Consider the following 25,004-nt stretch of genomic DNA (forward strand, 5'->3'; position numbering starts at 1 on the left):
GCAAGCAACGTCGCCCCAGCCTGTCTACAGACACTGTGCTCATTCCGCTAGCTCATGCCAACCCGACCACTCGATGCCGCCACGCCTGCGTCTCCCCCCGCGACAGCCGCACTCGCCGCCCAACGCCTGCCGACCCTGACGCTGGCGATTGCGCTATCGCTCGGCAGCGCCATCGCGCTTGGCCTTGCCCGCTTCGCCTATGCGCTGCTGTTGCCCGCGATGAAACTCGACCTGGGCTGGAGCTTTGCGCAAGCCGGCGCGATGAACACTGCGAATGCACTCGGTTACCTGCTCGGTGCGTTGGCTTTCCCGCGACTCGCACGCCGTTTCCCGGCGGGTGTGCTGTTCAGCGTGGGCTGCGCGGCAACGGCGGCTCTGATGGCCGGCAGCGGCCTGCTGGCCGACACGAACTCGCTCCTGGTACTGCGCGTGGTCACCGGCGTCAGCAGCGCCGCGATTTTCATTAGCGGCGGCGTGCTGGCCGCGCGGCTCGCATCGGCGCGGCCGGGCGATGCGGGGCTCGTGCTCGGGCTGTACTACGGCGGCACGGGATGGGGCATCGTGGCGTCGTCGGTACTGGTGCCGGTGACGCTGGTGAACGGCGCACACGGCTGGCAATTCGCGTGGTTTGCGCTCGCGGCAGCGTGCGCCGCGTTCGCGGCCGTCGCGATCGGCGCGGCGCGAAAAATCGAACGCGTGCAGGCGACCGCCTCGCCGGCTGCCCATGCGCAAGACCCGGTCGACGCGCCGCGCTGGCCGCGCTTTGTCGTTGCGCTGATCGGCTATGGCTTGTTCGGTGTCGGCTATATCGGCTACATGACGTTTATCGTTGCGTTGCTGCGCAACGCCGGTATGAGCGCGGCGGTAGTGACAGGCTTTTATCTGCTGCTCGGCGTGGCCACAGTCGTGTCGGCGCGCTTGTGGTCGACGCTGCTCGATCGGATGCGCGGCGGCCAGGCGCTCGCGGTGCTCAACGGTTTGCTGGCCGTCGCAACGCTGCTGCCCGCGCTGTTGACTCAGCCGTGGGTGGCGTTCGTGTCCGGCGTGCTGTTCGGTGCAACCTTCCTGTCCGCTGTCGCGTCGACTACGGCCTTCGTGCGTCACAACCTGCCGGCGAGCCATTGGGCGAAGGGGATCAGCGTCTTCACGATCGTTTTCGCATTCGGGCAGATCGTCGGGCCGATGGTGATCGGCTGGGTGTCGGACGGCGCAGGACTCGCGCGCGGTCTTGTCTACTCCGCGTTACTCCTTGCTGCCGGCGCGGTGTTCGCCGCGTGTCAGAAGCCTTTGGCCAAGGCCTGATAGGGCGTTTTCACCGACGCCGCAGCGTGCTCACAGCCGATCAAACCTGCACCGACGGAATGCTCTTCATGCATCGCAACGCAAACATCGACCGGCTGTGCCGGATGCCGGCGATGCGATACAGCTTCTCGCGCAGGAAGCGCTCATAGCCGGCCGTGCCTTGAACCGCGACCTTGATCAGATAATCGTATTCGCCTGAAATCAGGTAGGCGTCGATGACTTCGGGAAGCGCGGCGAGTTCCTCGCCGAACCGGACCAGTGTCTCGTCCTCGTGTCTATCCAGCGTCACCTCGATCAGCACCGTGTCCGACAGGCCCAGCCTGACCTGATCGACCAGCGCGACGTAGCCGCGTATCAGGCCGGATTCTTCCAGTTGCCGCGTGCGGTTCCAGCACGCCGTCGTGGACATGCCCACGAGATTGGCCAGGTCCGCATTCTTGATGCGGGCATTTTTTTGCAGCGCCCGAATGATTGCGACGTCGTGTTTGTCCAGCTGGGATTCTGTCAGATTCATGGCGCAGGGAAGGTTATGACGCCGTTCGCTGTCGGTTCGGAACGGTATCCCGCATTCTCTATTCTTTTTTGGATCTCCGCGAGAGCGGATTAACGCTGCTTCGGATCATCCTGCTAGCGGGCGAGCGAGGCGCGCACGAGCGCATGGTTTGGCGTCGCGTGACGTCTCATGCGTGCCCGATCGTTGCGCTGGCATCGAATGTCTGGGCAAGGCCGCGACAGGCTGCTTGCCACTCGCACGTTAAGCGCGAAACGTCTTGCCCAATTCCCGCTCGGCGAGCCGGAAGTAGTGCCGAAAGTTATAGACGAGCGGTGACCACTTCTCGGCATCGATATGATTGCCGTTCGTGACGAACGCTTCACTCGCGTGCACGCGCAGGATTTCGACTTCGGCCGCCACGCCGCCGCCTAGTTGCTGAAGTTTGTCGCCGCCTATCCTGTGAATATGGCGCACGCGTGCTTCCAGATGAACCGGACATTCTGCCGCGCGAAGCGGCTTCACCTGCTCGCTCTCGAGTTGAGTGAAGCCCGCCGCTTCGAACTTGCATTTCTCGAAGTGGAACTGCTTCGCCTTGATGTCCGGCACCGGATTCTTGCCGGTCAATGGCGCGAGCTTTTCGACCTGTTCCCACATGTCCGGCGACGGCACATTGACCACGCACTCCGCGTGACGCTCGAGGTTTTCAGCGGTCTTCGTCTCGTCGAGCAAACCCAGCATTAGCGTCCAGCCAAGCGCCCAGAACGACGACATGGGCGCGAGGTTGGTCGTGCCATCTTCGTTGAGCGAACTGACGAGCGCGACGGGCGTGCCGAAGTAAAGAATCTTTGGCTCGATGGTGTGGAACGTATGGTTAGCCATGCGATGTCCTTGCTGAGTTTCGTCGATGACGGGGCAACAAGCCGGCCTTGCGCCCGCTCACATTCGGCGAACGTTTGCAGCGGTCGGCATGTCGGTCCGAGTCATTCTGGAACTGCGCGTGCGGGATCGTTTCAGGTTGCGCTGAATGATGGGTGGGGGCGTAGTGTGGCGGCGGTGGGCAGCGCCTGGAGCCGCCAATTCGCACGGAGCGTGTGAAGTCGGCGATTCGGTCGTTGCGGACGTAGTCGGAACGACGTTTTTCAAATCGGTTTATAAATAAGACAAAATTTCGCAGTTCCCTGTCTTGGCGTATGTATCAGGAAGCCTGTCCAGCGTGCGCGGCGGTATATTTTTAACGTGCATTCAAGCCCGGGCCAACCGTTCGGATCGCGGGTTCAAGACCTTCGATCTTATGCGGCCACAAGCCGCGGTCGGGTATCTCGTCACTTTTAAATCAAGGTGGCACGCGAGCGGGTTCCAGCGCTACCCATGCTGGAAAACGCAAGCGCCGGGCGTGAACGCATGTTCCCGCAACGCTCATAGCGAGGACTGTAATGATGGCGGCAGTGCGTCGAGAAACAACGCAAGCATCTTTCACGACGACATCGGATTGACTTTCGCGTGCTCTCGCACTGCGCTGAGAATCTGCACATTACGATAGACGTCACGACAAAACTGCATGCCAATGTTGCCGGCGCCGTCGCTTGCGGTCGCGACGCCGATGGTGTGCTCGCGGCGCGGCGGTTCCGGCGGACAGACCTGAGCAGCGTCTACGGCTAGCGGGTCATCGGCGGAAGCCTCCATGATGCCGATGCCTTTGATCGACACCGCCAGATAGGGATCGGGGCCCTGCATGCCGTGGCTCGCTGCCACGTTGAAATTCACGTTGAGTTTCCAGAAACCTTCGCGAATATTTTCGTGAATGATGACTGCCCTCACGATATCCTGGTGAGACAGTGTGTGCTCGCTGTTTGCCATCGGTCCCTCCTGGCGTTGCGCACCGTGGTGCACACGCATGCAGATACGGCATCTACACAGGATATGGCATTTCGGCAGCAGGGGCGGCGATTTTTAACTGATCTTTTGCGCACCGCACATGTGGCGTCGTGGCTGAAGGTTGAAGCGGGATGTAGGCGAACTTTAGAAGAGTCAAACCGCCCGCGAATTGGGTGGACTGAAACGCGGCGGCCGTATGAGGCGGCGCCGCGCTGCGTGGAAATAATCAGGTGAACTGCCGATGCTTCAATGAAAGATCAGATACAGAATGACCAGAACAATCAGCGGAACGCCAAGCAACCAGCCGAGAAGATAAGGCATGATGTGATCTCCTTTCATATCGAAGTTTAAGTACGAAAATGAATGAGCATCCACCGTGCCTGCTCTTGTCATCACGACGCGTGTGAATGTGCAGAAGAAACGCAAAGTCCCGTCATCATGGGAGATTCTCGCGCAGCACGATATTGAATTGGACCGGTTTGACGTCGTTGAGCGCGTCACGCTTGTCGCGCACGTTGCGAAAAATGCGCAGGCAGTTGCCCACCATTGCCTGGGGTGTTTGCGTAATCAGTGCGTCCATTGTTCCGTCTATCAAAAGCGCTCGGGTGTCCGGCGTCAACCCGTGGCCGACGAACAGAATCTTCTGCTCTGAACGGGCTTCGACGATGGCGCGTGCTACGCCGTCCGATCCGCCGCCGCTGTTGTAAATCCCAGCGAGATCCGGGTGCTGTTCAAGCAGCTTGCGCGTTTGCCGATAGTTGCGCTCACTGTCATCGTGTCCTTCGCGCAAGCCGATCACGCGCACTTGTGGAAACGTCGATTCGATCAGATGGAGAAAGCCGATCTCGCGTTCTTCGTGCCCGCGATAGTTCAGACTACCCGCGAGCATCGCAATCTTGCCGGCCGGGCGCGGTCCCATGAAGCGCCCTAAAAGCAGACCCGCGGTGCGCCCCGCCGAACGATTGTCGATGCCTACATAAGCAAGCCTGCGCGCATTCGACAGATCCGAAATCAACGTAATCGCCGGCACGCCCTGGTCCGCAAGCGTATTCACTGCATCACGCACCACGGGATGTTCGAGCGCCATGAACACCACGCCGTCCGCGCGCTGTCCGTATTGCAGCAGACGGTCGGCCAGTTCGTTCGGGTTGAAACTCTCGACATAGTGGACCCGGCACTTCATACCCAATGCGGTCCACTGATCATGTGCGAAGTCGATGTAGTCGCCGAGCATGCGCAGGTAGCGATTAGTGCCGGCGGGTAGCAGGAACGCAATGCGCATGGGCCTGGCCGCGGACATCACGGGCGTTTGCGGCGTGAGCAGATAGCCGAGTTCCGCGGCGGCCTGCAGCACGCGCTGCGCGGTGACGGCACGCACGCCTTCTCGCGCATTCAGCACGCGATCTACCGTCGCGGTGGAGACACCGGCCGCGCGTGCGATATCGGGAATGCGCGCTCGTACCGCCGCGGTGAGGTGGGCAGAGTCGGACATGGTGTCCTTTGCAGAGTGAAATCCATCAAATCACATCAGGTTCGCGGTTTGACAGCACTTGCCGCGCACGCCTAGTCTTGCAGCTATCAGGCAATGCTTCAACACCGGGAACTGGAAATCACGGCGCTGCTGGCGATACTTGATGGATTTTGATGGATCGACAGTCACATCAATTATAAGCAAGGAGACACTCAGATGACCAACCTCGCGAGGCGCACGCTGCTGCGCGCGGCGGCCGCCCTCCCGGTGGCGAGTACGCTAGGCTTTCCCGCCATCGTGCGCGCCGCGTCCGGCCCGGAATTCGTGTTCAAGTACGGCAATAATCTGCCGCTGACCCATCCGTTGAACGTGCGCTCGCAGGAAGCGGCGAATCAGATCAAAGAGGCGTCCAAGGGGCGCATGGAGATCCGGATTTTCCCCAACAACCAGTTGGGCGGCGACACCGATATGCTCGCGCAGGTTCGCAGCGGCGGCATTGAAATGTTCACGCCGTCGGCGTTGGTGGTCTCGACGCTTGCGCCATCGGTCGCAATCAACGCGGTGGGCTTCGCGTTCAGCGACTACAGTCAGGTGTGGAGCGCGATGGACGGCCAACTCGGCGCCTATGTGCGTGCGGCGATGCAGAAGGCCGGCCTCGAGTCGTTCGAAAAAATGTGGGACAACGGCTTTCGTCAGACCACTACGAGCAACGGCGCAATAGCGAGCGCGCAAAACATGCGCGGACTGAAGATTCGCGTGCCGGTGAGCCCGCTCAGTATCGACATGTTCAAGGGACTCGGCGCGTCGCCCACGAGCCTGCAATTCAGCGAAGTCTATTCGTCGCTGCAAACGCATATTGTCGACGCGCAGGAGAACCCTCTGCCGATCGTGCAAGTGGCGAAACTCTACGAAGTTCAGAAGTACTGCTCATTGACCAACCACATGTGGGACGGTTACTGGTTCGTGTTGAATCCGCGTGCGTGGCAGCGTCTGCCGAAGGATCTGCAGGGCATTGCCAGCGACGCGTTTAATCGGGGCGCGCTGAAGCAGCGTGAGGACGTTCGCAAGCTCAATGAAGCAGCGGTGGCCGATTTGCAGAGCAAGGGTCTGGCGATCAATCGTCCCGCTCCGGATTCGTTTCGCGCGGCGCTGCGGCAGGCGGGTTTCTACGCCGGGTGGAAGAGCAGGTTCGGCAATCAGGCGTGGGATCTGCTCGAGCAGTCCGTCGGCAAACTCGCCTGAATGCGTGGTGAGCGCGAGTGTTTCGCGCGCGCGTCATGAGTGCGCCATGAGGCAATCATGAGCGTCAGGCAGCAGACGAACCGCGGTCACGCGCCGCGAGGAGACATCGGTATGGCGAATCACGCATTGCATCCAGCCGACGCCGCGGTGCCGCTGCACGCGGGAAGCGCGCCGCGCCGCTGGCTCAGGATATTCGACCGCGGCCTGATTGCGCTCGTCGAAGTGTGCGCGGCGGCGCTGCTCGCGGTTGAGATCGTCGTCATGCTGGCGGGCGTCGTGTTTCGTTACGCACTGCATCAGCCGCTCGTGTGGTCGGACGAGCTCGCCGGCATTCTGTTCCTGTGGCTCGCGATGCTCGGCGCTGTGCTCGCGCTCAGGCGCGGCGAACATATGCGGATGACGGCGCTCGTCAGCCGCCTGTCGCCGGAGCGGCGAGCGTTCGTCGATACGCTCGCGATCGCAGCGTCGATTGCATTGCTCGCGCTACTCGTTGCACCGGCTTACGAATACGCGTCGGGGGAAGCCGCGATCGTGACGCCCGCGTTGCAGATCAGCAATGCCTGGCGCGCGCTTGCACTGCCGATTGGCGCGGGTCTGATGCTGCTGGTCGGCGTGATCCGGCTCGCCCAGGTGAGCCGCGTGCGCGACGTGCTGATCGTCCTGTTGATCGCCGCGCTGCTCGGCGCGGTGGCCATGTTCGCGGGGCCCTGGTTCCAGACGCTCGGTAAAGCCAATCTCGTGATTTTCTTTGTCGGCGTGGTGGCAATTGGCATTTTCTCGGGTGTGCCGATCGGTTTTTCATTCGCGCTGGCGACGTTCGGATATCTCGGCCTATCGACCTTCACGCCGCTCGAAGTGGTGGTCGGTCGAATGGACGAAGGGATGTCGCATCTCGTGCTACTCGCTGTCCCGCTATTCGTTTTTCTTGGCTTGCTGATTGAAATGACCGGCATGGCGCGCGCGATGATCGAGTTTCTGGCGAGCCTCGTCGGACACGTGCATGGCGGACTTTCGTTCGTGTTGATCGGCGCAATGTATCTCGTGTCCGGCATTTCCGGCTCAAAAGTAGCGGACATGGCGGCTATCGCTCCAGTGCTGTTCCCCGAGATGAAAAAGCGCGGCGCGTCCGAGGGCGATCTGGTCGCGCTGCTTGCAACGACCGGCGCGCAAAGCGAAACCATTCCGCCGAGCATCGTGCTGATTACGATTGGCTCGGTCACCGGTCTTTCGATCTCCGCGTTATTTACTGCGGGGATGCTGCCAGGTGCCGTGCTCGCGCTCATTCTGTGTGTCGTGGTGTGGTGGCGCTACCGCAAAGAAGACCTGACCGGCGCACAACGTTTGAGCAAGGCGCAGATCGCGCGACTCTTTCTCGTGTCGCTCCCGGCATTGGCGCTGCCGTTCGTGATTCGCATGGCAGTGGTGGAGGGCGTGGCGACCGCAACGGAAGTGTCGACCATCGGCATCGCCTATTCGATGCTGATTGGCCTCTTTGTCTACCGGCGCTTCGCATGGCGGCGCCTTGGCCGCATGCTGGTGGACGCCGCCACGCTCTCCGGCGCAATTCTGTTCATTATCGGTTGCGCAACGGCAATGGCGTGGGCGCTCACACAGTCCGGTTTCTCACAGGACCTCGCAGAGTTGATGGGCTCGATGCCGGGCGGCGCGTACGGATTCCTTGCGGTGTCCATCGTGGTGTTCGTGATGCTCGGCAGCGTACTGGAAGGCATACCGGCAATCGTGCTGTTCGGCCCTTTGCTGTTTCCGATCGCGCGACTCGCCGGCGTCAACGAAGTGCACTATGCGATCGTCGTCATTCTTTCGATGGGCGTGGGGCTCTTTTCGCCACCGTTCGGCGTGGGCTACTACTCGGCGTGCGCGATCAGCAAGGTGAATCCCGACGCGGGCATCCGGCCGATTATCGGGTACATGGGCGCGCTGATCGTGGGCCTGATTCTGGTGGCGGCGATTCCCTGGATTTCTATCGGCTTCCTTTAAAGCGTCTTTGAGGTTTCTCTTTTCAGGTTCGGCAATCGGGCGCTGCGTGTCGTCGCGCCGGGGCGTCGCTCGTGCTTAAAAACTGGCAGCATCGGGAGAGTTTCATGAGTCGTTTCTTTGGCGAGATCCGCCAGGCGGGTTACGTGGTGCGCGATATCGAGGCTGCGATGGACTACTGGAGCCGCGTTCTCGGCGTTGGCCCGTGGTTCTACAATGAACGCGTGCCGATTGAACACTACACATATCGCGGGCAATCGTACGACGTGCATAACTCGGTGGCACTCGCGAATTCCGGCCCGCTGCAGGTGGAACTGATCCAGACGCGTAACAATGCACCTTCGATGTACCGCGATTTCCTCGCTGCGGGCAATACCGGTTTGCAGCACAACGCCTACTGGACCACATCGTTCGATGAAGACCTCGCGCGCCTCGAAGAACAGGGCTTCAAGGTCGCGATGAGCGGCGAAGTGGGCCGCAATGGCCGCTTCGTCTATTTCGACACGGAGAATCATCCGGGCACCGTGATCGAATTGTCGGAGGTTGCCGGGCCGAAAGGCAAACTCTTCAACATGATCTATGCGGCCTCGCGCGATTGGGACGGCCGCGAGCCGGTGCGCCGCTTTCCTGATCTGAGCACGCTATGAGCGCCATGGTGCAGTCTCATGTTCCGCGCGACGACACACTCGAAGCCGACTATCTGATCGAAACGCCGCTCGACCCGGCAAAAGTCGCCGACGTGATGGCCGGCGAGCAGTCGAGCGGAACCTTCGTGCGCGTGGCCAACGAAACCGACGCGCTCCGTGCGCGCAGTCGCGCAACGGTGCTGCGCATCGACGAACTCGAACCCGCGCTGCAGCCGAGCTTGCCGAACGCCTGGCTTGCGCGCCAGGGAACCCGAGGGCCCTGGCGGCGCGCGCGTATCACTTTGTCGTTTCCGATTGCCAACATCGACGCCAATCTGCCGACGCTTGCCGCCACCGTGGCGGGCAATCTCTACGATCTGGGCGAAGTCACCGGCATGCGCTTGCTGTCGCTGCGTTTTCCCGCGTCGTACCGTGCGCGCTTCGCATTGCCGCCGCATGGCGTGACAGGCACGCGAAGGCTCACGCAAGTGCCGGGCAGACCGATGATCGGCACCATCATCAAGCCGAATGTCGGGCTGAGCGCGGCAGAAACGGCGGCGCTCGTGCGCGACCTGTGCGAGGCCGGCGTCGACTTTATCAAGGATGACGAAGTAAGCGCCAATCCCGTCCATGCGCCGCTTGCCGAGCGTATCCGGGCAGTGATGCATGAAGTGCGCGGCTATCGGGAGCGCACCGGGCGCCCGGTCATGATCGCGTTCAATATCACCGATGATCTGGATGCCATGCGCCGGCACGCGGAACTCGTCGAGCGCGAAGGCGGAACGTGTGTGATGGCGAGCATCAACTGGTGCGGCTTTTCGGCGATCCAGTCGTTGCGCCGCTCCACGCCGCTGGTGTTGCACGCGCACCGTAACGGCTTTGGCATGATGTCGCGAGATCCGGCGCTCGGCATAGCGTTTCAGGCTTATCAAACGTTGTGGCGTCTGGCTGGCGTCGATCATATGCATGTGCATGGCCTCGCCGGCAAGTTCGCGCAAAGCGATGCCGAAGTGATCGAGTCTGCACGCGATTGCGCAACGCCTCTCGCACCAGCTTGCAACGACACTGTATTGCCGGCGTTCTCGTCCGGCCAATGGGCAGGCACGGTGCAGCCGACATTCGACGCCGTGCAATCCACGGATCTGCTGTTCATGTCCGGCGGAGGGATTCTCGCGCATCCCGATGGTCCCGCCGCGGGCGTGACGAGCGTGCAGCAGGCATGGGCGGCGGTGCAGGAGCGCACGCCGTTGCCAGTGTACGCAGAACATCATCCGGAATTGCGGCGCGCGCTCCAGTTTTTCGGCGGTCGCGCTTGAGCGCGACACAGGAGCCGCCCATGAGCGAGACGACCCGCGACGCCCGCCACGACCGGCCCGCCTACGGCTTTTACGGCGACGACTTCACGGGCGCCACCGACACTCTCGCGCATCTCGCGCGCGCCGGACTGCGCTCGATGCTGTTCTTCGCGCCACCGGATGCTGCGCGTCTCTCCACGCTCGGCCGGCTTGATGCGGTGGGCGTGGCGGGTGCCGCACGCTCGATGCGGGCGGAAGAGCAGCAACGTGAGCTGACGCTTGCCGGCGCTGCGTTGGCGGCGTTGGGCGTTCGCATCATGCATTACAAGGTGTGCTCGACGTTCGACAGCGCGCCTGACACAGGGAGCGTTGGCGTGGCGATCCGCACGTTGCGGCAGTACTGCGCGAGTCCGCTCGTGGCCGTGGTCGGTGGTCAGCCGAATCTGCGCCGCTATTGCGTGTTCGGGGAACTCTTTGCAGCTGCGGGCGCGGACGACGAACAGCAAGCCATTTACCGGATCGACCGTCATCCTACGATGAGCCGGCATCCCGTCACGCCGATGAACGAGGCGGATCTGCGTGTGCATTTCCGGCAGCAAGGCGTGGAAAACGTGCAATCGATCGACTGGCGTTGCTATGCCGACGGCGACGATGCTTTGCACGCCGAAATTCAGCGCCGGCTCGATCGTGGCGCCGACGCCGTGCTGTTCGATGTTCTCGACGATCAGCATCTGAAGTCGATTGGGCGCGAGTTGCGGCGGCGCGCTGCGATGTCCGCACCGCTGCTGGCGGTGGGCGCGAGCAGCGTCGCACAGGCCTATGCGTTAGCGTCGGATGACGAGAGCGGATCGCCTCGCATGCCAGCCAAACGGTTCGCGCCGCTGGCACGCGCTCGTGGTCCCGTGTTCGTGCTGGCGGGAAGTCTTTCACCGCTCACGGCGGTGCAGATTGGCGCGGCGCAATCGTACCTGCGGGTCGAACTCGATCCGCTAGAAATGACCGGCGAGGGCGCTTGCGGGTATCTTGATTCGCTCGTCGCCGCTATTGCCGACGCGTTGCGCGACGGCCGCCACGTGCTCGCGTTCACCACGCGCCGTACAGCGCAGGCACAGGAGGGCAACTGGAATAGCGGCGCGTTGGCGCGCCTCGCGAAGGTGTGCGCAACCTTGTTGCAGCGTGTTCTCGCGGCGGTAAAACTCGAACGTATCGGCATTGCAGGTGGCGACACGTCGAGCTTTGCCGTGCGCGGGCTCGATGCCTGGGGCTTGTCCTATCTGGCGCCGCTCTCCGCAGGCGTGACGGTATGCCGTCTTCATGCGGATCGCGCTGATCTCGACGGCATGGAGATCATGCTCAAGGGTGGTCAGATGGGCGACGCCGAACTGTTCGAGCAACTGCTCGACGGCTATCCCCGCGACAGTGCAGGCGCGAGCGGCTAGCCGCTATCCGTTATCCGCAAAGCCTGGATACAGCGTCATGCCGCCGTCGACGAACAGTGTCGTGCCCACCACATAGTCGCTTTGATCCGACGCGAGCCAGACCGCCGCGTTGCCGATATCTTCCACGTTGCCGACACGGCCGTAGGGAATCAATTCGAGCAGTTTTTTCAGCGCGGCGTCGGAGTCCCACGCCGATTTGTTGATTGGCGTGCGAATCGCACCCGGCGCGATTGAATTGACACGAATACGCTCGGGCGCGACTTCCTGTGCGAGCGACTTCATGAACATTTGAATGCCACCCTTGGATGCCGCATAGTTGACATGACCCGCCCACGGAATGATCTCGTGCACCGAGCTCATGCAGATGATCTTGCCGAGTGCTTTTGACACTGGGCGCGATCCACGTCGGCGGAATTCCTTGACGGCCGCTTGCGCAGTGAGAAATTGTCCCGTCAGATTAGTGGCAATGACGGCTTGCCAGTCATCGAGCGTCATGTCGGCAATAGCGCTGTCTTTCTGCATGCCTGAATTAGCGACGACGATATCGACGGTTCCGAATTCCGCGCGGCAGGCATCGAACATCTGCTCGATCTGACTCGGATCGGACACGTTCGCCTGAACGGCAAGTGCGGCACCGCCTGCGTGCCTGATTTCCTCTGCGAGCTTTTCTGCTGCTTCGGCGTGCGAATGATAATTGAGCACCACGGCTGCACCGGCGGCGGCCAGTGCCTGGGCAACACCATAACCAATGCCCGAACTGGCGCCCGTAATCAGCGCCACCTGGTTCGCGAGTAACTTTTCCATCGCATGCTCCCGGCGTGACGACGTGAAGGCACGAAAGTGTTTCTGGGATTCACATGATAAGGCCGCCGGATGACCGCGCAGTGAATCGCGTCGGTAGCCGGCGGCCTGTCCGGATCAATCGAGGATCCGGATGCCCGAACTCGCGGTCGGCTATATGACGCCCGTCACCAACAGCACGATCACGACGATGACCACGATACCGATGCCGCCGGTCGGGCCGTAGCCCCACGAACGGCTGTGCGGCCACGACGGAAACGCACCGATGAGGAGGAGAATCAGCACGATCAGAAGAATAGTTCCCAACATATTAATGACCTCCGCTTGGTTGACAGGACCTGCCTTTCGACAGCCACGCATGCCCGCTTTGTCGCTTTCCAGACGAGCTTGCGAAAGGCAATATCGATGGTTCGGGGTGAGCAAACGTCGTGCCACGGGTTTCCCATCCGAGCTGGTTCCGCTCGGACCGGCGCTCGTTGCCATCCGCCTCAAACTTCGAGAATGCGAAACCTTTGCAGGGTATCGATCTGAAACTGCTGGCAGCGCGCGCGGTATTCGCGGCACAGGCGCTCTGCGACGGCAGCGTCGCCCGCGCGAATGGCATCGATGATGGCGCGATGTTGTGGCGCGGGCATTCCGGTCAAAGGGGTGAGGCGCAACGTCAGGTCGCGCACGCGCCGGATCTGATCCCAGCATTCGTTCACGATTTGCGTGAGGCGCGGATTGCCGCCGAGTTTGAGCAGATGCCTATAGAAGGCCTCGTCTGCGGCGCTCCAGGCGCTGGCGTCGTTCCGTAAGAGCGCGCGGTCCATCGCGTTGCAGGCCTGCTCGAACGCGGCGAAGTCTTTCATGCGCAGTTTCGCACTCGCGACGACGCTTGCCGCCGTTGCCTCCAGGCTCGTCTGTACCTGATAGATCTCTTCGATGTCCGCAAGCGACACCTGCCGCACGCGAATGCCGTGACGCGGCACGATTTGCAGAAGATTTTCCTTCTGCAAACGGATCAATGCTTCGCGGACTGGCGTTCTGCTGACGCCGAACAGGCTGACCAGATCGCGTTCAAGGAGCTGCATGCCCGGACGAAACTCGTTGCTGAGAATTTTCGCGCGGAGCTGCTGGTACACGGTGTCCGTAGAAGTTTCGCGCGGGCTGGGCATGGGGACGTTCTGGTTCGCCTGAGAGAGTGCGGCAGGGTGGCCGCTGCGGATTCGGGTCGATACAGATTATAGGCGGGTGCAATTGAGCGCCCGTGCAACACGTGCGGGCGACGTTCCGGAGGGCGGTTTGGGTTGCGCTGACGCCGCTGCGTTCGGATAAACGGCGCCGTTAAGCGATGGGTTGGTGGTGTGGTGGCAAACAGCGTCACCAATAAAACACGAGTGGTCAGAACTGCTTTAACAGGCAAAAACCCGGCACACCGATGAGAACATTAGGCGCGAGAGACCGGCGCGTGCGGACCGTCGGCGCTATGCTTCGATTAGCTCAATACTGCGTCAGCAACGAGCGGCACGGAGAGTCAACGAATTGAGCAGTCGCTCTGCAAACGCTGACTTCGGCTGGTCTTTGGCGATTGGTGCGAAATAGCGCCGATGGCTGGGAAATCGTTAAAAGGAAACGATCTCTGATTTCCAGCCGCTCGTGAAGCGATAACATGGATTGGCTGCCTGACGACCATTACAGATTGCGTGCCGCCTCAAACCGGTCCAATTCTCCCAACAGGTCCTTGATCTGAAAGGTCTGCATCTGCGTTAGCGGAAATTCTTCCTGTATGCGCTGTAGCCTTTTACGCCAGTAATCCGGCGGAATCACCGGCTGTCCCCTGAATGCTTTTAGAGAAGGCACCATCACCCGGGCGACGTGCGCTATATCATCATCCATTGTCATTTGTTAACCCCCGTGAGCCCTCGGTCTTTAATTCTCATTGTTATACAGTGCGTCAGGGTGAAGCGAGTTGGAGTCAGTCCAGGTCAGCGACGCTAATATTAAAAAATCAGCGTCGTGTGGTCAAGGAATTAAAAAGATAATCGTCGCACTGCGGCATCGATATGGCTTTGGGTAATCTAAAGCATAGCGACCGTGCGGCGATCCGGTTATTTCATTGTCAGCGCGTTGTCGAGCGATAGCCTGCTCACACCAGCTTATCGGGAGTATGCGCGATGGCAAGGCCTCAGCCCTTCATCACCGATCCCAGACCTCATCCGGTAAGGGCAAACCGGCAAGATCTTCCGACGTTAGCGGACGATCCACCTTCACCCCTTCGCTTTCAAGCATCAACATGACCTGCCTCGTATGTTGCGCGCTATGCCAGGCAGTCCGTTCAAGTACTTCATGCATCGGACGTCGGCCGTAATAAGTCGGCACGTCGTAAGCAAGCGAACGATCTGTTTCGCCATCCCACCACTCGCGTAAGCGCGCCCTGACGCTCTGTCCCCAGACCGCGATCTCTTCCGGTCCCCACTCGGCGGGCGGCACCTCATCGAAACCCTCAAATCGCAGCTCCGTCTGCTGTGCCGCTTGAATACCCATCTCCGCCACACGGAAGACATGAAAGGTCAGCCCGGCCGGCGTGCGGTTCCGGTTCCTGAACGGCTGTGTAAATGCAGGACCGCTGAATTGCCGTGCGTAGCGCGCGTTGGATTCGAGGACAAGCTCAAGGCGTTGGACCAGCTCGGTAGGGGACAAAGGCTCCATGGCCTTCGTCTTCAGATCGAGGAACTTGATGACGTCATTGATCGTTTGACAGAAGGTGTATTTCCCGCCGAGCGCCACCACCGGCACGCTGCGTGCGCCGAGCGCTGCGAGTTGCTCGCGGCCGTCGGGATCGTTGTGCACGTCGATCGATTCAAATTCAATTCCCTGTTTGGTCAGAAACTCTTTCGTGCGCAGACACGACGAGCAGCCGGGCTGCCAGAACACTTTGATCTTTGCATGGGTCGCGGTTTGCATGGCGTTCTCCTCCAGACGGTTCGCCTCGGACGGGGCGGGGGTTCATGTCATTGTTCCCCCGCCGCACGTCGACGCAAAGCAGTGCTTGACCATGCCGTCATCGCGAACGACGATGGCAGGATGGACGCGCAATGTTCGAACCTCAGTGAGACAGCATGGCCACTCTCGATCCGCTTTCACTCCGGCTCTTTATCAGCGTCGCAGAGGCCGGTACGATCGCCGCGGCCGCGGAGCGTGAGCATATTGCTGCGGCAGCAATCAGTAAGCGAATCAGCGAGATTGAAGCGCAACTTGGCATCGCGCTTTTGCGGCGCACCAATAAAGGCGTCGAGGCAACGGCCGCCGGCCAGCGTCTCGTTGCATTGGCCCATCGTGCACTGCATGAACTGGACGACATTGCCGTGCACATGCGCGATTACGCGAGCGGCGTGAGCGGTCTGATCCGGCTTGGGGCAAACGTGTCGTCGGTCGTGCAATTCCTGCCACGAGAGATTCAGTCGTTTGCGCGCCAATATCCACGTATTCACATTCAGCTCGAAGAGAAGTCGAGTATCGGCGTGGTGAAGGCCGTCGCCGAAAATGCGGTGGATATCGGCATCTTCACGTCCGTGCCGCACGGCTACGATGTGCAGACCTTCCCTTACCATCATGACCGTCTGGCGCTCGTCATACCGCCAGATCAAGCGCTGGCGAGACATCAGTGCGTTGCTTTCGCCGATACGCTCGATTTCGAGTATGTCGGCCTGCCTCCTGATACGGCGATCAGTCAGCAACTCACGCGCGCCGCGCATGAGCATGCGCGGTCGGTCAACCTGCGGATTCAGGTGACTGGCTACGACGCGCAATGTCTGATGATTGCCGCGGGTCTCGGACTTGGCGTGATGCCGCATGCAGTGGCGCAGCACCAGGCGCAAACTCTCGGGTTGTCGGTGGTTTCACTGACCGACGCATGGGCCGAGCGCGAGTTGTTGCTCGCGGTACGCTCCCTCGCCGCGTTGCCGGTTGCCTGCAGTCTGCTGGTCGCGCATCTGCGGCGCGGGTGAGGGCGGCGCAGCACTTCACTGAAGTAAGCGTTTCCCTTTGTGTCGTCGCGCGAAAGGCGGTGCTAGCATCGTGACATGAGAGCAAGACGCGTTGCGTGCGAAGCAAAGTTCGCTCTACCGGGTCGCATTGCCGCGTCTACGGGCGCCGCGAGGAGAAACGTCGTGTCAGATCGCAAACCGTCCGCGTCGCCACGCATGGCGAAACGCCCCGCAGCGGAACAGATCGCGCAGGTGGACCCGCCAATCGAAACGCGCAACGGCAACTCGTCGCAACAGGCCTACGAAAGCCTTCGGCGCAAAATCATCGAAAGCGAACTGGCCCCGGGCTCTTACCTGCTGGAGCAGGAACTCGCGTTGATGCTCGGCGTGAGCCGCACGCCGATTCGCGAAGCCGCGATCCGGCTGCAGGGTGAAGGTCTAGTCGAAATCGTACCGCGCCACGGAATCCGAATCGTGCCGACGTCGGTGTCCGATATCAGTCATATCTATCAGGTGCTGATCAGTCTGGAATCCACCGCTGCTGCGTTGGTGGCGGCGCGCAGCGACGCAGACCTCACTCCGTTGGAAAACGCCTGCCAGCAGATGACGGCGGCACTTGCCTCTCAGGACATGCAGGCGTGGGCTCAAGCGGACGAGGCGTTCCACGAGGCACTCGTGCATCTGGGGGGCAACGCGCGCCTCACGCAGGTGGTGATGAACTGCCGCGATCAGGTTCATCGGGTCAGGCGCTTTACGCAGCAGCTTCGCCCACACCCGCAGCCAAAGAAATCGATCGCCGAGCACTACGAAATTATCGAGGCGATGCGTCGCGGCGACGCAGCGCGCGCGAGCCGTTTGTACCGCGCACATCGCGAACGTGGCTGGCGGGAGCAGACTGCGGTGCTGCAACAGCACGGAATACATCAGGCTTGAATCATGAGGATCGATTCGCTTCAGACGGGTAAACCCAGCCTCTGATGTCCGTCGTTCTTCTGTACTTTTGCCGATTTAATGCATACATTAACTTACACAGTAATCGGATTTGCCTGATTCGACGAGTCCGTTTGTTGTCCCGTTGCCGGCGCAGGAAAGTTCGGAGTCGTAGTTTTCCTGGCGCGCGGCGGCATAACAAAAAGACGGCCCACTGACCGTCAACCGTGGATGGAGACAAACCACATGGAAGCGATTCGCAATGTCGCGCGAGGCATCGGTCTGCGCGTCTGTCTGAGCGCGTGCCTGGCGCTTGCGGGTGTCGGCGCACACGCGGCCACGCTGACGGTCACGCACTGGGGCGACGGCATGTACGGCGTGCCTTTCGCAGTGGCGCTCGACAAAGGCTATTTCAAGGACGAGAAAGTGGACGTGACGGGCTTCATTACGTCCGAAGGCGGCGGCACGAGTATCCGTAACGCGATGGCGTCGGAAATTCCTTATGGCGAAGTCGCGCTACCCGCCGCGATTGCAGCGGTGAAGCAGGGCGTGGATCTGACGATCGTGCATGGCGGCGTGCAAAGTCTCGGAGACCTCGTCTGGGTCGAATTGAAGAACGGCTCGATCTCCAACATCAAACAGATGAAGGGCAAGACGATCGGCTATAGCAGTCCCAAGTCGACCACGGACATGATCTCCACCATTGCGCTCGATCGCGTCGGCCTGCTCGGTCAGGTGCAACGCAAACCGGTTGGCAGTTCGAGCGGGATGCTCACTTCGTTGCAACAGGGTGCGGTGGATGTCGGCTACATGACCGAGCCGTCATATAGCGCGAAGAAAGAGGGGCTACGCATTGCGTTCCGCTCGAATGATGTCGTGCCGAATGAGACGCAGACGGTCGGCATTGTGCGCACCGATTATCTGAAAGCGCATCCTGACGTGATACGCGGGATCATTGCGGCGCGACGCAAAGCAGTGGTCTATATGGCGGCCCATCGCGCCGAGGCGGCTCAGATTCTCGCGAAAGAGTACAAGCTGGACCCGGCGGTCGCGGCATCGGCAATCAACAATGTGCTCGATTCCGACCCGAAGTACTGGAGCGAAGGCAGCCTCGACTACAAGAGCATGGACGAAGTCCTGAAAGGCCTGGTACTCGTCAAGGCTATTCCGGAGGGTCCGTTCGACTGGTCGAAGATCGTCGACGAATCCATGTTGCCGGCCGATCTGCGCAGCAGGAAGTGAGGAATCGATGAGCGCTCTATCACGTCACAAGCCGAATATCTCCGTTGTCGCACCGAGTGCGTTATCGCCTGACGGCAAGCGCGTTCAGGCAACGCTCACCGACGTCACCCGTATCTATCACGGTGGGGACGGGAAGCCGCCCTTTCATGCGCTCGGTCCAGTGAGTCTCGAATTGCGAGCGGGGGAGTTCTTCTCCGTCGTCGGACCATCGGGGTGCGGCAAGTCGACATTGCTGGACGTGCTCGCCGGTCTGAATCCGGCGAGTGGCGGCACGGTGACATTCGAAGGCAGGCCGGTTGGCGCGCAGGTGCCCGATGGCGTGGCCGTCGTGTTTCAGGAGGACGCGAGTTTTCCGTGGCTCAACGTGTTCGACAACGCGGCATTCGCTGCGCGGCAGGCCGGCGTGGCGGAAACGGAAGTGCGCGAACGGGTCGATCACGCGCTTTCGTTCATGGGCCTCAAGTCGTTCGCCAAAGCGTATCCGGCGCAACTGTCGGGCGGCATGCGGCAACGTGTGTGCATCGCACGAGCAATGGTCGTGCGTCCCCGCCTGATGCTGCTCGACGAACCGTTTGGCGCGCTCGACCAGCAAACGCGCCTGCTGATGGGCGACGAAACGCTGAAGCTGTGGCGCGATACCGGCGCAACCATTCTGCTGATCACGCATTCGATCGACGAGGCCGTGCTGCTATCCGACCGGATCGGTGTGATGTCGGCGTGCCCTGGCCGCTTCATTGCGACGATCGAAACCGGCTGGCCGCGCATGCGCGACAGCACGACCGCGCTCGACGCACGCTTCGGAGAACTGACGGCCCAGGTGTGGGGCCTGCTGCGTGAAGAGGCGCTCAAGGCGCTCGGGAGTCAGCAATGAATGCCGCTGCGCGCTGGCGATTCGGGCTCGTCGTCGGCCTCATTGCGCTGCTCGAAATCGCGAGCCGGGCGGCGTGGATCAACCCGGTGTCGTTCATCCCGCCATCGAAGATGATCACGAGCGCGGTGCAACTGCTGCTTTCCGGACAATACACAACGGATATTCTGCAAACGCTCGGCACCGCGCTGCTTGCGATTGCGCTTGCGGTGGTGGTGGGGTTCGTCGGCGGCGTGTTGCTGTTCCGGCTGCCGCGCGTGCGCCGTGTGCTCGATCCACTGCTGTTGTCGTATTACGCGGTGCCCGTATTCGTGCTCTATCCGATCCTGATCGTGGTGTTCGGTTTGAACCGTTGGCCACTCGTGGGCATCGGCTTTCTCTTTGCGGTTGTCGCAATGGCCGTGAATACACTCAATGGCCTCGAACGCGTACCGCGCGTGCTGATGCGAACGGCCCGTGTATGCCGCCTGAACACGTTCGACGAAATCCGGCTCATCACCTTGCCGTCGAGTCTGCCTTTTGTTTTCACGGGCATCAAGCTCACGGTGGTGTATGCGTTCATCGCGGTCGTGGCCGGCGAATTCGTGCTGTCAGGTTCGGGATTCGGCTACCAGATCGCGTTTGCGTACAACAACTTCGACAATCCCACCATGTACGGTCTGATGGTGTTGATGCTGCTCTTCGTCGGCACGCTGAATGCGCTGCTGCGCACGGCGGAAGCGCGGCTTTACCGGCGTATTCGCAGGGAGGCCGCATGAGTACGATTGTCGTAGCCCATACCGCGAGACCCAGGCACGCGCGGCGCTGGCTGGACGGTCTGGCGCTGGTCATCGTGCTGATTGTGTTGTGGCAGATGATGAGCGTCGTGCTCGGACCGGATGCCGTGACCACACCGTGGCGCACCGTGCAGCGCGCGATCCACATTGTCAGCGATCCGGACTTTCCGGCGAGCCTGTATGTCACCGGCGTTGCGTTCGGTTCCGCGTTTCTGATCTCGGCCGTATGCGGCGTACTGCTCGGCATGCTGCTCGGCATGCGCAAGCTGGCCGCCGACGTGATGGAACCGCTGATGATGGGCTTCTATTCCATTCCGAAAGTCACGTTATATCCGGTGGTACTGCTCGCGTTTGGTCTCGGACTGTGGGCGAAGATCGTATTCGGCGTGATGCATGGCGTCGTGCCTATCACGATCTTCACGATGAACGCCGTGCGTAACATGCCACCCATCTATACGCGGGCGGCGCGCACCTATCGCCTGAGTCCCGCCGCCTTTGCTCGCCATGTTCTGCTGCCCGCATGCGTGCCGGAAGTGGTCGCGGGCTTGCGGATCGGCTTTTCGCTGACGCTGCTCGGCACCTTGATCGGCGAGATGTTCGCGTCGCAAAGTGGTATCGGCCATATGTTGATGATCGCGATGAATCGCAGCGAAACGAGCACGATCATGGCGCTTGCGCTGATGTTGTTCGTCTTCGCAACGCTCGTCAATCTGCTGTTGCTCGCGTGGCAGCGGCGCCTTACACATAGCAACTGAGCGGGAGATGTCGATGAGTACTTCAGAAAAGCTGAAAGAGATTCTCAAGAGCGGCCGTTTCGTGGTGGCGCCCGGCGTGTTCGACATGTTCTCGGCGCGTGTAGCCGATCGCCTGCCATTCGCCGCGCTGTACATGACGGGATATGGCGTATCCGGTTCCTATCTCGGCGTCGCCGATGCGGGCCTCGTCAGTTATGCCGATATGGTTGGACGTGCGAGGCAGATCGCGGAAGGCATCGGCAAGCCGCTGATTGCGGACGCGGACACCGGTTTCGGCGGCCTCATCAACGTGCGCCATACCGTGCGAGGTTACGAAGCGGCGGGCGTGCAGGCGATCCAGATGGAAGATCAGGTGATGCCGAAGAAATGCGGTCATACGCAAGGTCGCCAGGTGGTGCCGCTCAATGAGATGTTGAAGAAGATCGAAGTCGCATTGGAGGCGCGCCGTAGCGACGACATGCTGATTATCGCGCGCACGGATTCACGCACCACGCTCGGTCTGGATGAAGCGATCAAACGCGCGAAAGCTTTCGCAAAGGCAGGCGCGGATATCGTGTTCGTCGAGTCGCCCGAAACGGCGGAGGAATTCAAGCGCATTGGCGGTGAGCTGGCGGATACGGGTGCATGGATTTTCGCCAATATGGTCCCGACCGGGCGCTCGCCCGTCGTACCGAGCGCAACACTGAAGGAGTGGGGTTTCAGCATCGCGATCTATCCGTCGATCGGCATGGCCGCCGCCACCGCCGCACTGGATGGCGCCTACCGCCATCTGCTCGAACATGGCGATTCGGTCGACCTGAAAGTCCCTTCGTACACGATGGATCAGTTGCATGAACTCGTCGGCTTTCCCGACGTGTGGGAGTTCGAAAAGCGCCACGCGCAGGCCAGCGAGGCCGCATGATGAGTACGCCACGCACGCTGTTCGACAAACTGTGGGACAGCCACGTCATCGCGAATCTGCCTGGCGGTATCGACCTGTTGCAGGTGGATCGCAACCTGATGCATGAATTGACGGGTGTGGAGGCAATACGCGTACTCGAAGCGCGCGATCTGCCTGTCAGTCATCCCGAGTTGACGTTCGCTACGCTCGACCATGTGATTTCCACGCAACCAGGCCGCAGGGCAGGCGACGCGGACTGGAGCACCACGATGGTGGACGCACTGCGCGATCAGGTGGGGAAGCACGCCATTCCGCTGTTCGATATTGGTGCCCAAGGCAATCAGGGCATCGTTCACGTCATTGGGCCGGAGCTTGGCCTGTCATTGCCCGGAACGTTGATCGTCTGCGCGGACAGCCATACCTGTACGCACGGTGCAATGGGTGCGCTTTCGTTCGGCATCGGCTCGACGGAACTGGTTCACGTGCTCGCCACGCAAACCGTGCGGCAAAAGAAGCCGCGCACCATGCGGGTACGCATTCACGGCACGGTCGCGGGAGGCGTGACGTCGAAAGACATGATTCTCTACGTCATCGGTGCGCTCGGCGCGGGCGCCGGCACCGGTTACGCGGTGGAGTTTGCCGGCGAAGCGGTCGAGGCGCTGTCCATCGAGGCGCGGCTCACGCTGTGCAATCTGACTATCGAACTGGGCGCGAAATTTGGCCTGATTGCGCCGGATGAAAAAACCTTCGCTTATTTGCGAGGCCGTCCTTATGCCCCGCAAGGCGCGGACTTCGACGCTGCACTGAAAGACTGGAAAGCGCTCGCCACGGACCCGGATGCGCCATTCGATCGTGAAGTCGATATCGACGCAACGAAAATCGGCGTGCAAGTGACGTGGGGCACGAGCCCTGAACACGTAATCGCCATCGACGCCGAAGTGCCCGACCCATCGAATGAATCCGATCCCGCGCGGCGCGAAGCATTGCAACGCGCGCTCGACTATATGGGCGTGCACGCGGGGCAGCATCTGAATGAACTTCACGTGGACCGCGTATTCATCGGGTCCTGTACCAATAGCCGTATTGAAGATCTGCAGGCGGCAGCGCGCGTGGTCGCCGGCCAGCACGTGGCCGAGGGCGTTCAGGCGTGGGTGGTTCCTGGTTCGCTGAGTGTGGCGCGCGAAGCCGAGAGACAAGGTCTCGCGCAGATCTTTCGCGAAGCCGGTTTCGATTGGCGGGAACCGGGCTGCTCGATGTGCGTCGGCGCGAACGGCGACGTGGTCGGGCGGGGCGAGCGCTGCGTATCGACTTCGAACCGGAACTTCGTGGGTCGTCAGGGACCGGGCGCACGTACGCATCTCGCCAGCCCCGCCGTGGCCGCCGCGAGTGCGCTGGCGGGACATATCGCGTCGCCCGCAGCGTTGCAGACAGGAGTCGCGCAATGAAAGCGTTCACGGTGGTCAAAGGACCTGCTGCGCCTTTGCTGCGCAATAACGTCGATACGGATCTGATCATTCGCATTGAACGCATTGCGCAACTGGTGCGCGGGCAACTCGGGCCGTGGCTCTTCGAAACGCTACGCTATCGTGAAGGTGGTCCCGACCAGGGCGAGCGCGAAGACTTCGTGCTTAACCAGCCGGCTTTCCGGCATGCATGCATTCTGCTCGGCGGTGCCAATTTCGGTTGTGGCAGTTCGCGCGAAATGGCGGTGTGGGCGCTCGAAGAGTTTGGCATTCGCTGCGTGATTGCCCCTTCGTTCGGCGATATCTTTTACAACAATTGTCTACAGAACGGCTTGCTGCCAATCTGCCTCGACGCCGCGCTGATCGGGAAGATCGCGTCGGTGGCCGCCAATGGAACACTCGTCGAAGTCGATTTGCGAGAGCTGAAAATTCGCGCCGCCGGAATCGACGAGATACCTTTCATATTCGATCCTGCCCGGCAGTCGCTCATGCTCGAAGGGCTTGACGAAGTCGATCAAACGCTGCGCCTTGCCAGCACGATCGATGCGTTTCGCCGCGAGGATCAGGTGAAACGCGGTTGGGCTTACATGAAGTGACATCACGCGTCCGGTGCGCATCGCGTGGCCGGATCTTGCCCGATTCAATCTACCGGAGCAGCACTGTGAGCCGTTCAGCACATTTCAGGGAATTGTTGAAGTCGCCGCCATTCGTGTGTCTCGGCGCGCATGATGCCGTGACGGCGAAACTCGCCGAGCAGGCAGGCGCAAAAGCGCTGTACGTGAGCGGGTTCGCAGCCTCCGCGATCGTTGCAGGGCAGCCGGACGTGGGCCTTTTGACGCAAACGGAAATGTTCGAGCATATTCGCCGTATCTGCCGCGTCACTACGCTGCCTGTTTTCGCGGACGCCGATACCGGCTATGGCGGCATTCTCGACGTGCAGCGCACCATTCGCCTGTGGGAAGAAGCCGGCGCGTCCGTGCTTCATCTGGAAGATCAGGCGGTGCCAAAAAAATGCGGGCACTTCGCCGGCAAGCAGGTCATTCCCACGGAAGAGATGCAGGCGAAATTGCGCGCCATGCTGGCCGCGCGCACCGATCCCGACTTCTTCGTCGTCGCGCGTACCGATGCCATCGCGGTGACCGGCCTCGACGACGCGATTCATCGCCTCCAGGCTTACGCAGAAGCCGGAGCGGACGGTTTGTATGCGGACGCGCCGGAAAGCATCGAACACATGCAGGAGATCGTGCGCAGGCTGAAGCCGTTGGGTAAGCCAATTCTCTTCAACATGGCGCGCTCGGGAAAAAGTCCGTATCTCACACTCGATCAGGTGTACAAACTAGGTTTCGATTACGCTTTGTGTCCGATCGAGCCGATGTTCGCGATGCACAAGGCCGTCAAGGAAATGATGGAAATTTTCATGCGTGAAGGGTCGACGGATGCGGTCGCTGACCGCATGACGTCGTTCGAAGAGTTCAATCGCTTTGTCGGTCTGGATGAGGCCGTCGCGCAAGAAGCGTCGTACAACATCGCAGCAGCGTCAATGGAACGCAAAGCGGACTCTGCGTAGGGGGCGTCGGCTACAT

Annotated in this window: 25 protein-coding genes; 16 read left to right on the forward strand and 9 right to left on the reverse strand. The window is 61.0% G+C overall.

Annotation, left to right across the window (positions count from 1 at the left end):
- Positions 1-54 precede the first annotated feature (54 nt).
- Positions 55-1,302 carry a YbfB/YjiJ family MFS transporter gene (locus AAGS40_RS16270; protein ID WP_345815808.1) on the forward strand — a complete coding sequence of 416 codons (1,248 nt, stop codon included), beginning with the start codon at positions 55-57 and terminating at the stop codon, positions 1,300-1,302.
- A 40-nt stretch (positions 1,303-1,342) separates the two neighbouring features.
- On the opposite strand, the gene AAGS40_RS16275 is transcribed toward AAGS40_RS16270, so the two are convergent.
- From AAGS40_RS16275 to AAGS40_RS16290, 4 genes are all read right to left on the reverse strand, one after another.
- Positions 1,343-1,816: an Lrp/AsnC family transcriptional regulator gene (locus AAGS40_RS16275; RefSeq protein WP_345815809.1), complete on the reverse strand. Its 474-nt coding sequence runs from the start codon at positions 1,814-1,816 to the stop codon at positions 1,343-1,345.
- A 240-nt stretch (positions 1,817-2,056) separates the two neighbouring features.
- Entirely contained in the window at positions 2,057-2,674 is a 618-nt protein-coding gene (locus tag AAGS40_RS16280; RefSeq protein ID WP_345815811.1) for a flavin reductase family protein, read from the reverse strand.
- 594 nt (positions 2,675-3,268) lie between these two features.
- Entirely contained in the window at positions 3,269-3,652 is a 384-nt protein-coding gene (locus tag AAGS40_RS16285; protein ID WP_345815812.1) for a hypothetical protein, read from the reverse strand.
- A 454-nt stretch (positions 3,653-4,106) separates the two neighbouring features.
- Positions 4,107-5,162, reverse strand: coding sequence for a LacI family DNA-binding transcriptional regulator (locus AAGS40_RS16290; protein WP_345815814.1), 1,056 nt, complete (start codon positions 5,160-5,162; stop codon positions 4,107-4,109).
- Between the two features lie 195 nt (positions 5,163-5,357).
- Here AAGS40_RS16290 and AAGS40_RS16295 point away from each other — a divergent pair, with 195 nt between their 5' ends.
- From AAGS40_RS16295 to AAGS40_RS16315, 5 genes are all read left to right on the forward strand, one after another.
- Positions 5,358-6,383: a TRAP transporter substrate-binding protein gene (locus tag AAGS40_RS16295; protein ID WP_345815815.1), complete on the forward strand. Its 1,026-nt coding sequence runs from the start codon at positions 5,358-5,360 to the stop codon at positions 6,381-6,383.
- Positions 6,384-6,494: 111 nt separating this feature from the next.
- Positions 6,495-8,381 carry a TRAP transporter large permease subunit gene (locus tag AAGS40_RS16300; RefSeq protein ID WP_345816585.1) on the forward strand — a complete coding sequence of 629 codons (1,887 nt, stop codon included), beginning with the start codon at positions 6,495-6,497 and terminating at the stop codon, positions 8,379-8,381.
- Positions 8,382-8,485: 104 nt separating this feature from the next.
- Positions 8,486-9,025 (forward strand): VOC family protein, encoded by a 540-nt coding sequence (locus AAGS40_RS16305; RefSeq protein WP_345815816.1) that lies wholly within the window; start codon positions 8,486-8,488, stop codon positions 9,023-9,025.
- Positions 9,022-10,320 carry a ribulose-bisphosphate carboxylase large subunit family protein gene (locus AAGS40_RS16310; protein WP_345815817.1) on the forward strand — a complete coding sequence of 433 codons (1,299 nt, stop codon included), beginning with the start codon at positions 9,022-9,024 and terminating at the stop codon, positions 10,318-10,320. Before AAGS40_RS16305 ends, AAGS40_RS16310 begins: the two co-directional genes overlap by 4 nt.
- A 20-nt stretch (positions 10,321-10,340) precedes the next feature.
- Complete coding sequence (locus AAGS40_RS16315) at positions 10,341-11,738, forward strand: four-carbon acid sugar kinase family protein (protein WP_345815818.1); 1,398 nt, start codon at positions 10,341-10,343, stop codon at positions 11,736-11,738.
- A gap of 3 nt (positions 11,739-11,741) precedes the next feature.
- On the opposite strand, the gene AAGS40_RS16320 is transcribed toward AAGS40_RS16315, so the two are convergent.
- The 5 genes from AAGS40_RS16320 to AAGS40_RS16340 form a co-directional block, all read right to left on the reverse strand.
- A complete protein-coding gene (locus tag AAGS40_RS16320) occupies positions 11,742-12,542 on the reverse strand; it encodes a glucose 1-dehydrogenase (RefSeq protein ID WP_345815819.1) in 801 nt (266 codons plus the stop codon).
- A 150-nt stretch (positions 12,543-12,692) separates the two neighbouring features.
- Entirely contained in the window at positions 12,693-12,848 is a 156-nt protein-coding gene (locus tag AAGS40_RS16325; RefSeq protein WP_345815820.1) for a DUF3309 family protein, read from the reverse strand.
- A 179-nt stretch (positions 12,849-13,027) separates the two neighbouring features.
- Positions 13,028-13,612, reverse strand: coding sequence for a GntR family transcriptional regulator (locus AAGS40_RS16330; RefSeq protein ID WP_345815821.1), 585 nt, complete (start codon positions 13,610-13,612; stop codon positions 13,028-13,030).
- A gap of 601 nt (positions 13,613-14,213) precedes the next feature.
- Positions 14,214-14,417: a hypothetical protein gene (locus tag AAGS40_RS16335; RefSeq protein WP_345815822.1), complete on the reverse strand. Its 204-nt coding sequence runs from the start codon at positions 14,415-14,417 to the stop codon at positions 14,214-14,216.
- A gap of 300 nt (positions 14,418-14,717) precedes the next feature.
- Complete coding sequence (locus AAGS40_RS16340) at positions 14,718-15,485, reverse strand: glutaredoxin domain-containing protein (protein ID WP_345815823.1); 768 nt, start codon at positions 15,483-15,485, stop codon at positions 14,718-14,720.
- 155 nt (positions 15,486-15,640) lie between these two features.
- Between AAGS40_RS16340 and AAGS40_RS16345 the strand changes: the two genes are divergently transcribed.
- The 10 genes from AAGS40_RS16345 (at position 15,641) to AAGS40_RS16390 (ending at position 24,988) form a co-directional block, all read left to right on the forward strand.
- On the forward strand, positions 15,641-16,528 hold the full coding sequence (locus tag AAGS40_RS16345; protein WP_345815825.1) for a LysR substrate-binding domain-containing protein: 888 nt from the start codon (positions 15,641-15,643) through the stop codon (positions 16,526-16,528).
- Between the two features lie 162 nt (positions 16,529-16,690).
- Positions 16,691-17,440: a GntR family transcriptional regulator gene (locus AAGS40_RS16350; RefSeq protein WP_345815826.1), complete on the forward strand. Its 750-nt coding sequence runs from the start codon at positions 16,691-16,693 to the stop codon at positions 17,438-17,440.
- Between the two features lie 243 nt (positions 17,441-17,683).
- The gene (locus tag AAGS40_RS16355) at positions 17,684-18,679 is read left to right on the forward strand and encodes an ABC transporter substrate-binding protein (protein WP_345815827.1); all 996 of its coding nucleotides are present in this window, start codon (positions 17,684-17,686) and stop codon (positions 18,677-18,679) included.
- 7 nt (positions 18,680-18,686) lie between these two features.
- Positions 18,687-19,550 (forward strand): ABC transporter ATP-binding protein, encoded by an 864-nt coding sequence (locus AAGS40_RS16360; protein WP_345815828.1) that lies wholly within the window; start codon positions 18,687-18,689, stop codon positions 19,548-19,550.
- Positions 19,547-20,305, forward strand: a complete 759-nt coding sequence (locus AAGS40_RS16365) for an ABC transporter permease subunit (protein WP_345815830.1) — start codon at positions 19,547-19,549, stop codon at positions 20,303-20,305. The genes AAGS40_RS16360 and AAGS40_RS16365 overlap by 4 nt, the downstream gene beginning before the upstream one ends.
- A complete protein-coding gene (locus AAGS40_RS16370; RefSeq protein ID WP_345815831.1) occupies positions 20,302-21,078 on the forward strand; it encodes an ABC transporter permease in 777 nt (258 codons plus the stop codon). The genes AAGS40_RS16365 and AAGS40_RS16370 overlap by 4 nt, the downstream gene beginning before the upstream one ends.
- Positions 21,079-21,091: 13 nt before the next feature.
- Entirely contained in the window at positions 21,092-21,979 is an 888-nt protein-coding gene (locus AAGS40_RS16375) for an isocitrate lyase/PEP mutase family protein (RefSeq protein WP_345815832.1), read from the forward strand.
- Positions 21,979-23,403, forward strand: a complete 1,425-nt coding sequence (gene leuC / locus AAGS40_RS16380; protein WP_345816586.1) for a 3-isopropylmalate dehydratase large subunit — start codon at positions 21,979-21,981, stop codon at positions 23,401-23,403. The genes AAGS40_RS16375 and leuC overlap by 1 nt, the downstream gene beginning before the upstream one ends.
- Positions 23,400-24,017 (forward strand): 3-isopropylmalate dehydratase small subunit, encoded by a 618-nt coding sequence (gene leuD / locus AAGS40_RS16385; protein ID WP_345815833.1) that lies wholly within the window; start codon positions 23,400-23,402, stop codon positions 24,015-24,017. Before leuC ends, leuD begins: the two co-directional genes overlap by 4 nt.
- Before the next feature lie 65 nt (positions 24,018-24,082).
- The gene (locus AAGS40_RS16390) at positions 24,083-24,988 is read left to right on the forward strand and encodes an isocitrate lyase/PEP mutase family protein (RefSeq protein WP_345815835.1); all 906 of its coding nucleotides are present in this window, start codon (positions 24,083-24,085) and stop codon (positions 24,986-24,988) included.
- Positions 24,989-25,004 lie beyond the last annotated feature (16 nt).

The sequence above is a fragment of the Paraburkholderia sp. PREW-6R genome, from assembly GCF_039621805.1.
Lineage (GTDB): Bacteria > Pseudomonadota > Gammaproteobacteria > Burkholderiales > Burkholderiaceae > Paraburkholderia.